This window comes from Dyella sp. (assembly GCF_035277725.1).
Taxonomy (GTDB): Bacteria; Pseudomonadota; Gammaproteobacteria; order Xanthomonadales; family Rhodanobacteraceae; genus Dyella_B.
Genome location: NZ_DATEJY010000192.1, coordinates 1 through 12,289, shown reverse-complemented (window position 1 = coordinate 12,289; position 12,289 = coordinate 1). Strand labels below are relative to the sequence as shown.

The 12,289-nt window shown below is 60.5% G+C and carries 8 protein-coding genes; all 8 read left to right on the top strand.

The window, feature by feature from the left end:
- Positions 1-184 precede the first annotated feature (184 nt).
- Positions 185-1,555: a polyketide cyclase gene (locus tag VJR68_RS16480; protein WP_324149505.1), complete on the top strand. Its 1,371-nt coding sequence runs from the start codon at positions 185-187 to the stop codon at positions 1,553-1,555.
- Positions 1,556-1,692: 137 nt separating this feature from the next.
- A complete protein-coding gene (locus VJR68_RS16475; RefSeq protein ID WP_324149503.1) occupies positions 1,693-2,631 on the top strand; it encodes an ABC transporter ATP-binding protein in 939 nt (312 codons plus the stop codon).
- A complete protein-coding gene (locus VJR68_RS16470; protein WP_324149501.1) occupies positions 2,628-3,362 on the top strand; it encodes an ABC transporter permease subunit in 735 nt (244 codons plus the stop codon). The genes VJR68_RS16475 and VJR68_RS16470 overlap by 4 nt, the downstream gene beginning before the upstream one ends.
- Before the next feature lies 1 nt (position 3,363).
- A complete protein-coding gene (locus VJR68_RS16465; RefSeq protein WP_324149499.1) occupies positions 3,364-5,289 on the top strand; it encodes a Gldg family protein in 1,926 nt (641 codons plus the stop codon).
- Positions 5,290-5,405: 116 nt separating this feature from the next.
- Entirely contained in the window at positions 5,406-6,377 is a 972-nt protein-coding gene (locus VJR68_RS16460; protein WP_324149496.1) for a cytochrome c oxidase assembly protein, read from the top strand.
- A 291-nt stretch (positions 6,378-6,668) separates the two neighbouring features.
- The gene (locus tag VJR68_RS16455; protein ID WP_324149494.1) at positions 6,669-8,030 is read left to right on the top strand and encodes a hypothetical protein; all 1,362 of its coding nucleotides are present in this window, start codon (positions 6,669-6,671) and stop codon (positions 8,028-8,030) included.
- A complete protein-coding gene (locus VJR68_RS16450; RefSeq protein ID WP_324149492.1) occupies positions 8,000-11,434 on the top strand; it encodes a hypothetical protein in 3,435 nt (1,144 codons plus the stop codon). Before VJR68_RS16455 ends, VJR68_RS16450 begins: the two co-directional genes overlap by 31 nt.
- On the top strand, positions 11,431-12,289 hold an 859-nt coding region (locus VJR68_RS16445), incomplete at its 3' end, for an RHS repeat-associated core domain-containing protein (RefSeq protein WP_324149490.1). The genes VJR68_RS16450 and VJR68_RS16445, both read left to right, overlap by 4 nt.

Here is a 12,289-nt window from a genome sequence, read left to right as displayed (position 1 = left end):
CGCAACGCGGCTACGGGCCGTCTCGGCCCGTAGCGTTCCTGCGCGTGAGCAAGTACCATCGGCAGCTTAGGCGCCGGCCGATCCCCCGTCCTGATGCGGTTTCCCTCGAGGGAAGACTCTTTTTGGCGGTCTCGTTTCGACGCGCTATTCACCGCCTTAGAGAGACGTCTCGGAGAAACCTGGAATGACGCGTGTTCTGGAATTCATCGTTGCCCTCATCATCGTCGTCGTGGTCGGCGTCGTGGTGGGCATCATCATGCCTGGCAGTGGCCACGTTGAACGGTCGTTGGTGGTAAGCAAAGACCTGCGCCAGGTCTACGACATGGTGTCCAACTTCCGTACCTTCCCCGACTACGGCGTACTGCGCGCATACGATGCGAGAACCCAGTACACCCTTTCCGGCAGCAGCTTCGGTCCGGGCTCCGAAATCAGCTGGAGCAGCCAGGACCAGAAAGTGGGCGACGGCAAGCTGACCATCGCCAACGCCACGCCGGCTTTCAACAAGATCGACAGCACCGTCAACAGTGCACAGCTGATCTGGAACGTGGACAACGCCTGGCGCGGCAGCGACAAGCATTTCACGCTCGACCTGCTGCGCCAGGGCAACACCGGCAAGCTGACCAAGGTCACCTGGTCGTATGACGTGAGCTACGGCTTCAACCTGATGGATCGCTACTCCAACCTGTACATCCACGGCCAGCCCGACGCTTTCATCCAGTACAGCTTGAACAACCTGCAGAACGCGTTGGCCAGCGTGCCGAACGTCGACTACAGCGACCTGATTCCGTACATGGAGCAGCCCAAGGCGACGCCGGTGCTGCTGGTCTCCACCCAGATCAACCTCAAGGGTGGCCTGATCGACGCCATGAACGATGCCGTGCCGGCCGCCGAGAACGAAATCAAGGCCGCGGCGAAGAAGCTGGGCGTGAACATCACCGGTCCGCGCATCATCTACACCACCAACTTCGGCGACCAGACCTATTCGTTCGATGTGGCGATGCCGATCGACAACGGCAGCATCAACATGAACGGCCAGAGCTACCAGCTGGCGCCGCAAACCCCGCCGTCGCTGGAAAGCCAGGTGGCTTCCGCCAGCACCAGCGCAAACCCGGCCAATGCGCCGGCGCTGAATCCGGGCGACAAGGATCGCAACGGCCGCCTGGTGATCGACAACAACGTGCGCGGCATGCTGGCCTTCGGCAAACCCGCACTGATGGCGAAGTGGAACGGCACCATCGTCGGCGTGAAGAACACCCGCGAGCAGCTCGAAGCCTATGCGCAGACGCATGGCCTGAAGTTCAACGAAATCACCGACAGCAGCTACGACATCGAAGTGCAGCCCGAGGTGAAGGACAACTCCGGCAACATCACCACCTACGCGCAGTACGAAGTGTATCTGCCAGTGGCCGATCTCCAGGGCGTCACGGGCGGCGCCGTGCCGCAGCAGACGCCGGAACAGCAGGCTGGCATGAAGCAGCCGGGCGTGTTGAGCAACAACCCGCAGCCCGCTTCCAGCAGCAGCGCGCCGGCTCCGGCCAGCAGCGCGGCGAAGTAAACCACTCGCTGCATGATTGAAGAAGAAGCCCTCCCTGGTGGAGGGCTTTTTCTTTTCCGTCACATCGCTCCGTGTCGCTGGCGAACTTTGCCGCGCGCTTGCGGTACATTGCGTTGCGGTTCCTTTCGCGAGCGGACATGATCGAGACCGACAAGCTCACCAAGCGCTACGGCCATTTGACTGCGGTGGATGCACTCAGCATCTACGCCGAACCCGGACAGGTGCTCGGCCTGCTAGGCCCCAACGGCGCCGGCAAGACCACGGCAATGCGCATGATCGCTGGCTTCCTCTCGCCCAGTGCGGGCACCGCGCGTGTCTGTGGCCACGACGTGCTCAAGGAGCCGATGAAAGCCAAGCGTGCGCTCGGCTATCTCCCGGAAGGTGCGCCCAGCTATGGCGAAATGACAGTGCGCGAATTCCTGGTGTTCATCATGCGCATGCGCGGGCTGCGTTCCGATGTCGGGCGGCGGCGGTTCGATGAAGTGGTCAGCCATTTGCAATTGGAAGAGGCGCTGGGCGTCAGCGTGGAAACCTTGTCCAAGGGCTTGCGCCGCCGCGTGGGGCTGGCGCAGGCGATTTTGCATGATCCCCCGGTGTTGATGCTGGACGAACCCACCGATGGTCTCGATCCCAACCAGAAACACGCCGTGCGTCGACTGATCGACACGATGGCGCGCGAGCGCACGATCCTGATTTCCACGCACCTGCTCGAAGAAGTGCACGCGCTGTGCAATCGCGTGGTGATCATTGCGGGCGGCCAATTGCGCGCCGATGCCACACCCGCCGAACTGGAGGCGCGTTCGCGCTATCACGGTGCGGTGTCTTTCAGCGCGGCCGGCAGCGGCGTGTCGCAGGAGATGCTTGGGCGCTTACCGCAGGTGGCCGGCATCGAAGTGGATCCGTTGGACGGCCGTATCACCGTTTTCCCCAAGCCCGGCGAGCGGATCCTGGAGCCGGTCGAAACCTTGCTGCGCCAGCAAGGGCTGGAGATTTCCGAAATCCAGCTGGAGCGTGGGCGCCTGGATGAAGTGTTCCGCCAGATCACCCTCGGCAGTGAAACCGGGGGCCAGGCATGAATCCCATCACGGCAGTCATGCGCCGCGAATTGCGCAGCTATTTCGTGACACCGGTAGCGTACGTGTTCCTGGTGATCTTTCTGGTGCTCGCCGGCATCCTCACGTTCTACGTGGGTGATTTTTACGATCGTAGCGTTGCCGATCTGCAACCGTTCTTCGTGATGCATCCCTGGCTCTACCTGATCCTGGTGCCGGCGGTGTCGATGCGCCTGTGGGCGGAAGAGGCCAAGTCCGGCACGCTGGAATTGCTGCTGACGCTGCCGATCAATCTGTGGCAGGCCATGCTGGGAAAATTCCTGGCCGCGTGGCTGTTCATCGGCCTTGCCTTGGTGCTCACGTTTCCCGTCTGGATCACCGTCAATTACCTGGGCTCGCCGGACAACGGCATCATCGTCGCCGGCTACATCGGCAGCTGGTTGATGGCCGGTGCGTTCCTGGCGATCGGCGCGTGCCTCTCCACCGTGACCAGCAGCCAGGTGGTGGCGTTTATCCTCACCGCCGTCGTATGCGTGCTGTTGATATTGGCAGGCCAATCGCAAGTGCTGGATTTCTTCCAGGGCAGCTTGCCGCGCAGGCTGGTCAATGGTGTGGCGCATTTGTCGATGCTGCGGCATTACGAGGCCATCGCGCGCGGCGTGCTCGATGTGCGCGATCTGTTGTATTTCATCCTCACCATTGCGGCATGGCTGACGGCCGGCGTGCTGGTGCTCGATATGAAGCGGAGCCACTGACATGTTCGGGCTTCCACTACGCCGCCGCACGGTATTGATCAGCGGATTGATTGCACTGGTCGTGGCCTATTGCAGCCTCACCCTCGTCACCAGCCGCTGGCTGGCGCCGGAACGCTTCGACCTTACCCAGGACGGCCTGTACACGCTCTCGCCCGGAACGCGGCAAATCGTCGATGGTGTGAAGCGCCCGCTATGGCTCACGTTGTATTTCTCGCAGCACGCGACGAAAGATCTGCCGCAGTGGCGCAGCTACGAAGCGCGTGTTGCGGAGATGCTGCAGGAAATCGTCGCCCGTTCGCATGGCCGTATCCGGCTGCAGATCGTGGATCCCGTCCCTTATTCCGATGACGAAGCCAGTGCAGAGGGCAATGGCCTTACACCGCTCAGCGGTGGCAGCAACGGCGAGCGCATTTTCTTCGGCCTGGTCGGCACCACGCGGCCACCGACCAGCGAGGCCGCAGCCGATTCCCTGGCCGATTACCCGCAAGCAAAACAAGCCAAGCCGATCGATCGAACCCTGCCGATCCCGTTCTTCGATCCCAACCGCGAAACCTTTCTTGAATACGACATCGCCAAACTGCTGTACCAGCTGAGCGAGCCGGAACGTCCGCGCGTCGGCATCATGACCGACCTGCCAGTGATGGGCGATTCGGCGCAGAACGCCCAGCCCTGGACGGTGGTGCGCCAACTGCAACAACAGTTCGACGTGCAGATGATCGACACGGACAAGCTCAAGCAGATCGACCCGGCCATCCAGGTGCTGCTGTTGATTCATCCCAAGGATTTACCCGCCAACGTGCAATACGCGCTGGACCAATACGTGCTGCGCGGTGGGCATCTGGTGGTGTTCGTCGATCCCTTCTCGGAATCCGATCCGGTGCCGCTGGTGAATGATCCGACCAGCGCCACCAACAACCACAGTTCCAATCTGCCGCGATTGTTTGCCGATTGGGGCGTGTCGTTCAGCCCGGATCAGGTGGTGCTCGATCGTGCGCGTGCTTTGCAGATCGAACTGGCCGGCACCAACCTGGCGCATCCGGCCATGCTTGGGCTTGGGGCGTCGGAATTGAACCGTGACGACGTGATCACCGCCAGCCTGCAGCGCATCAACGTCTCGAGCGCCGGGCACTTCGATCTCCTGCCGAACGCGGACAGCCGATTGATTCCGCTGATGCAAAGCAGTTCGGATGCGGAAGTGGTGCCGACGCAGCGCGTGATCGAAGCCAGCACCAATCCATCCACGCTGTTGGACGGTTATCAGCCGCAAAACCAGAACTACGTGATTGCCGCGCGTTTGCGCGGCACGTTTGCCAGTGCATTTCCGGAATTCGCCAAGCGGCCGGGGCACCTTGCCCAGTCGCCGGCGAATGCGGAAGTGATCCTGGTCGCCGATACCGATCTCTTGACCGATCGCCTGTGGGTGGAAGCGCAGCAAAGTTACTTCGGCCAGCCGATGCTCAGCGCCTTCGCCAACAACGGCGATTTCATCAGCAACATGGTGGACAACCTGACGGGTTCCTCTGCGCTGCTGTCCATCCGCGGACGCTCCACCTCGCAGCGCCCATTCACCCGCGTGCAGGCGTTGCGCAGCGCAGCGGACCGCAAATTCCTCCAAAAAGAACGTGAGCTGCAAGGGGAATTGGCCGATACCAAGCGTCGCCTGGAGGAATTGCAGCCCAACAAGGGCACGCGCGATACCTCGACCAGCGCCGAGCAGAAACAGGAAATCGAACAGTTCCTGCAACGCCAGTTGGCGATCAGCAAGGAGCTGCGCGACGTGCAGCATCAGCTCAATGCGGAGATCGATGCGTTGGGCACGCGACTGAAGGTGATCAATATCGTGGTGCTGCCGGTGCTGATTACGCTAGTGGGCTTGATGTACGGCTGGCGGCGTACGCGGCGGAACCGGCGGCAGCGCGGCGGGTGAGGGCGATATGCCGCAGCAAAGCACCACCCGCTCTGCATGTACGCTCGCAGGTTGGGGTGCGAACCCCAACATCGCCCTGTATAGGCATTCCGCAGCTGGGGTAACGTAAAACACCGATGAGCGCCATCCTGCTCAAATGGCTCACTCCCTGGGAATTTTCCTGGGTTTTCCTGCTGAGCTTCATCGGTGCCTGCGTGCTGTACTGGCGCGGCTGCCGCAAGCTGAGCAGGTTGGGGTGCCAACCTCGACGTCGAAATATCCATGCATGGCGATGTTGGGGTTCGCACCCCAACCTACAGAGCCGCCGCCAATCAGCCGTCAGTACAGGACGCAAGCTGGCCTTCTGGATCGGCATGGCGATGGTCTATCTCAGCCTGCAGACCTATTTCGATTTCTATGCCGAGCATGAATTCTTCATGCATCGCATCCAGCAGTTGCTGCTGCATCACCTCGCGCCGCTGATGATCGTGGCGTCTTACCCAGGCTCGGTGCTGCGCGCCGGCTTGCCGCTGACGTGGCGCATACGCGTATTGCGCCCCGCGTTACGCAGCTGGCCGTGGCGGGTGATCAGCGCCGTGCTGCTCAATCCGGCCATCGCCACCATCCTGTTCGTCGCCTTCATCCTGGTGTGGCTGATCCCGTCCGCGCAGACCCTGGCCATGCTCGACTGGCGCGTGTATCGCTTTATGAACTGGTCGATGATCCTCAGCGGTTTCGTGTACTGGTGGCTGGTGCTCGATCATCGGCCGCGCCCGCCAGGACGCATGATTCCCGGCCTGCGCGTACTGTCGCCCGGCATCACCATGACCCCGCAGATTCTGGCCGGCGCCATCATCACCTTCTCCAAGACCGACCTTTACCCGATCTTTGAAATCTGCGGCCGTGCATTCAACTTCAACGTGTTCACCGGCCAGTTGATCGGCGGCATCATCATCTGGGTGCCGGCGGCGACCATTGAAACGATCGGTGGCTTGCTGGCGATGCGCCAATGGCTGCAGTTGTCGCGCAGTGGACGCATCGGGCGGCAGGCATTTGTTGCACAGGTCGTGCCGCATGGACAAGCGCTGCAGATGAAATCGCAGCCATGACGAACTGGCCGCAGTGGTCGACAGGGATATGTCATCCCACACGGTTTCCATCGTTAGAGTCCGGCAGCTAAGCGCGCATTTCGCGACTAGAGGCTGAGTTGCGATGGCGCGAGGCTGGCAGTGGTGGCTGACATGGCCGCGCGGCGTAATACATTTTCTATCGTTTTGTTCCGACAGCACGCAAGGTGCTACTTCGACTAGAGGCTTAATCAGCCACCCCTCATCATGATACGTCGCCTCCATCCTGAGGGATGTGACGCGTCTGCGTTCCATGCAATTGGGGAAGTTCCTATGTGTTTCTCGCTGCGCGCTCTCGGCGCATCCTTGCTTTGCAGCTTCGTCGCGGTATCGGCCTTTGCTCAAGCCATCACGCCGCAGCAGGAGCTGCGTGCTTATGTCGGCATGAAACGCACCATTCCGCTACCCGATGCGGGAGCTTTTGGCGAACAGCTCAATCCTGTCACTGGCGAGCTTTTGCTGACGCAAACCGACGCCTGGTTGAAGACCAATAGTTTTCCCTTATCGGTAATCCGCAGCTTTACGCCTGGCAGCTTTCCCGCGGGTACACCGCACACCGGCGCCTTTGGTGATTGGCAACTGGAAGTGCCGCGCATCACCACGCTTACCGTGCGCAGCCAGGATGGCAATGGCTGGCTAGTGACGGGCGCCAACCCCTATGCACGATGCAGCGCGTTTGGGGTGCCTGCCACACCCACCCTGGAAAGTTTGGCAGGCGTCGACCCCAATATATGGTGGCAAGGCTACCAGCTGATCGTTCCGGGCCATGGTGAGCAGGAAATCCTGCGCAGGGATATTCGCCTCAATACGTTGGCTGCCGAAGGCGCTCCTGAAAAATACCCTTTGGTCACAAAACAGCATTGGCAGATCAGCTGCCTTCCCAAAACCGACAACGAATCGGGCGAAGCGTTTACCGCGCTTTCGCCGGATGGCAGCCGGTACACCTTCGACCATCTCGTCTATCAGCGCGCATCCGCGCTGATGGTGGAAGGCGCGGGAACCATCAACCGGGAGCGAGCCTTGATGCTGGTTACGCGTATCGAAGACCGCTTCGGCAACGTTCAGCAGTTCGTTTACGACGGGGATCGCCTGGTCACCATCATCAATCCCAACGAAATGCAGTTGGACCTTCGCTATCGCACGGATGTGCCATCACTGGTCGATCGGGTTGTTCTTCGCCTTTACACCAGCAAGCCGCGGATATGGACCTATCAATACGCCAATCTCGGAACCGGCCATGAAACGCTCACCGGTGTGATTCGGCCCGACGGCAGGGCCTGGAGCTACAACTTGCAGGCGCTGGCTGACGCCACCTTGAATTACAACGGCAGCACCACCTGCAGCAGTGTGGCGCCTTTTGACGCCTCACAGACGTTTACGGGATCCATGTCCGATCCTAATGGCCTCACCGAGCAACTCACCTTAGCAGGCGTGCGTCATGGCCGGTCATTGACGGGCAGTGAATGCGGAGCACTCAGTAACCTGCCCTGGAAGCCATCGCGCTACGACACGCTTTCGCTGACCGAACGCAGCTACACCGGTGCCAACATCAGTGCGGCGAAATGGAGCTACCGTATGCCGAGGCGTCCACGACATCCAGTTGGATGGAAACAGTCGATCCCGACAACCGTGTAACGCGATTCACCTCCAGCAACAGGACTGACGCAACCGAAGGGCAGCTGTTGTTCGTGGATATCGATCGTAGCCCAAATGATATCTTGCGCAGCGTTGCCTTCAGCTACTCCAATGGTGGCGGCGCGTATCCTCGATCACTTGGCGTTGCCGCCAATAGCCGGTTCAATAACTTGGCACTTGCCAGCCTGACGCCGCTCGCCAGGCGAATGGTCACGCAGGAAGGCTTTTATTCCACTGAGTGGATAGCCTTCAATGCTTTTGGTCAACCCACGCAAGTGCGCTACAGCAACAGCATTACCGGTCAGCCGCCACTGGAAAGGCGAATCGATTACGTCAACGATCTGCCGCATTGGGTGCTTGGTCTGCCGCAATCCGTCGTCAACCCGGCCGACAACACGACGATCAGCCAGAATGTCTATGACCTTGGGCAAGTAACGCTCAAGGAGTCCTACCAGTTCGGCCTCAAGCAGGCCACGTACACGTACGATGCACAAGGCCATGTCACCAGCGTCACCGATGACAACGGTCTCACCACGCAATACCAGAACTACGTAATGGGTAAACCCGTTACCACGGTTTTTCCCGATGGCACCAAAGAAGAAAGCTGGCCCGACGATTTCGGCAACATCGCCGTGCACGTCGATCGCGCTGGCGCCACCACGAACGCGGATTACGACAGCATGGGCCGTATCGTTCGCGCACATCGGCCTGCCAGCGACGGCGTGACGTGGAACGACATCACCTATAGCTACACCTTCGAGACGCAAGGCGAATGGGGTGTTGCGCCAGGCCACTGGCGCGTACAGGAAGATCATGGTGACGCGGCGCAGTTCACTTTCTACGATGCGCTCATGCATCCCATCTGGCGCAGTGAGCGCTCCAACGCCACCGATGGCAATGCATGGTCTACGCAACGGCGCGATTATGACTGGCGTGGCCGTCTGCGGTTTGCTTCCTACCCGCTGCGTGGCATGCAAGACATGAGTGCGCTCAACCAAGGTACGCACTACGACAACTACGATGCTCTCGACCGGCTGCTGAGTATCCGGCAAGACTCCGAACAGGGGCCGTTGAGCACGACGATCAAGTATCAGATCGGCGGCGGTGGCAGTACGCAAATCACCGATTCCAAAGGAGCAAGGACTACCACGACCTATCAAGCCTTCGGCGATCCCGACAACCGCTTTGTATTGAAGGTCGATGCACCTGAAGGTATTTCACAAACCATCCAACGCAATAGCTACGGTCAGCCGCTCAACCTCACGCAATCCGGCCGCTATCAAAATGCCAACGTCTCGCTGACCCGCCAATACATCTACGACGCCAACATGCGCGTGTGCCGCACCATCGAGCCGGAAACCGGCAGTACGGTGGTCGACTACGACGCCGGCAGTCGCGTGACCTGGAGCGCACAGGGCCTGGCGATCAACGGCAACGGTTGCGGCCGCGAGCAAGTGGCGGACGCCGCAAAAACCTTCCGCAGCTACGACGCGATGAATCGCGTGCTCAGCGTGGCCTATCCCGCTGGCACACTTTCCTCGCAGTTCACGTATGACGCCATGGGGCGCGTTACCAGCGCGGACACCGGTCTAAGCCGCTGGACCTATGCCTACAACAGTCTTGGCTTGCCCACCAGCGAAACACTCGTGGTCGACGGCCTGCCGTATACCCTTGGCTACGCTTACGACGCCAACGGCAGCCTTGCCAGCACCGCCTATCCGGATGGCCGCGTGGTCGACCACGCACCCGACGCATGGGGCCGTCCGACCCAAGCGGGTACGTATGCCAATGGCGCACGTTACCTGCCCAATGGCGAACTGGAGTACTTCAAATACGGCAACGGCATCGAATACTTCGCCGAGCAGAACGCGCGTACCTTGCCGCGCAACCTCAGCTACATGCTGCCCAATGGGCAACTGCTTTTCAGCCAGGACTTCAACTACGACCCCAACGGCAACCTCACCCAGGCCAACGACCTGCTGCAAGGCGCCGGCAGCCTACGCAACTTCCAATACGACACGCTCAATCGCCTGACGCGCGCCACCTTGCCTGGCGCCACCAACAGCGAAACCTACAGCTACGATCCGCTCAACAACCTGCGCCGTATCGTCAACGACACCGGCCTGGTGCGCGACTACCAATACGATCCGCTCAACCGCCTGAGCCAGGCCACGGGTTCCGACGGCCAGCCGCACCAGTTCGCCTACGACAACCGCGGCAATGTCATTCAACGCGACAGCACGCCTTTCACCTTCGACGTCGCCAACCGCCTCACCGAAGTCAGCGGCCGCGAAAGCTACGTCTACGATGCCTTTGGCCGTCGCGTGCTCAAGACGCGTTTAGGTGTAGGCGGCAACAAAACCTACTACGTCTACAGCAACCAGACCGGCCAGTTGATGCTCCAGCGCGACAACGACGTCGCCTCCAGCGAGACCGACTACATCTACCTGGGCAGCAAGCTGGTGGCGCAGTCCACCACGCGCAGGCAGGAATTGCCTGGCGCCATCAGCTTCACGCCAGGCAGTCCAACCAACGGCATTTACACCATCGCCTGGGGCAGCGCCCAAGGTGCCAGCACCTACGAGTTGGAAGAACAACACGACGGCGGTGAATGGCGTCAAATCTATAGTGGTGCCGCCACCAGCTACACCATTCCTGGCAATGAAATAGACCGCTTGGGCGGTACCTATCTCTATCGCGTGCGCACGTGCACCAGCACGTGCGGTGGATGGGTGATGTCCGGTCCGATGGGTGTGACGCCGCAGTGGCCTACCGTATCGGTTCCCCAGGGTATTCAGAAAGGGCCTTACTCCGTTTCCTGGTCCACGCCCTACAGCGCCGCGGTCTACGACATTGAAGAACGTAGGGTGCCACCCGTTGGCGAAGACTATCCATGGACGCGCATCGCATCGGACTGGGGCAGCAATACCATCGAGCGGCCTGCCGTGGCCGGCACCTTCCAGTATCGTGTCATGGCGCGCAATGCTTACGGTGATCGTGGGCCTGGCTACTCCGAAGCCGTCACTGTCGAGCTTGATACCGACCCGAGCGGGCCACCCGCGCAACCTGAATTACTCAGTCCCGAAAATGGCGGCGAGTACTACGGCGTGCAGTTCCCCTTCCTCATGCACGTGGCATGGAACCCCGTCGATCGCGTCACTCGTTACGAAGTGGGTTCCGAGCGTGGCGGGTTCAATTGCACCACCAGTGACACACACTGCGATTTTCAGTTGACCTTCTCGGGTGTTTATGTCGGCTATGTGCGCGCATGCAATGACGAAGGTTGTTCGCCGAAAACGGATTTCACGATCAGTGTGTTCAAGGATGGGATTGGCCGAGCGGCGCCTGCTTCGGGCTTGCCAGGCAAACCCATCAGCGCTTCCAACAAGGAGGTTCAGCCATGAGCAGGATGCAGGCAATGAAGCGCGATGCCGCACCACCCCGGCCGACGCAAGAAAAGCGGCGTTGGAAGCGCCGCCTGATCGCATGCATGGCCATACTGCCATGGGCGCCAGCCTATGCGGGCTTCGAAACCGCTTTGGGCCATGTGGATGGCGTTGCCCAAGTCGGCTCGGGCGAAATGGTCGTCCGCGGCTGGTCGTGCTGGACGGATGTATCCACTGTTTCACCTCAAGTGGAACTCTACGTGGGTGGAGAGCGTGACCGTGGCGGCATCAAGATCGCCACAGCCGCCACGGACCAACCCAACGAGCCCGACGTGGACCAGGTATGCCGCACCCAGAATCGCCCGCACCGCTTTGCCATCGCGCTGAACATCGCGATACGGCAGCAATATGCGGACCGAACCATTTACGTCTACAGCGTACCCGCCTTTCCGTCAGGTACCTACACGCTACTCGGTGGCTCGGGCCAATACACCGTGCCAGCCGCCCCGGCGGTAGCCGACGCGGTGTATTACATCCATACCGACCGCCTTGGCAGCAACGTGATCATGACCGACGACAAAGCAAACGTTGTCGCCAAGACGGACTACAAGGCGTACGGCGCAGCATCCGACAATCAGCAGAAGAACGAAGCACCGGGCTACACGGGCCACTACGAAGATCCGCTGACGGAGCTGACATACATGCAGCAGCGCTACTACGATGCGGATCTGGGCAGGTTTCTCTCGGTCGATCCGATAGCGGGTGGCCCGGGCAATGTGTTCAACTTCAATCGCTATGCGTATGCCAGCAATAACCCGTTGAAATTCGTTGATCCGACGGGGATGCTTCAACAAGTGCCGCACATGCTGGATG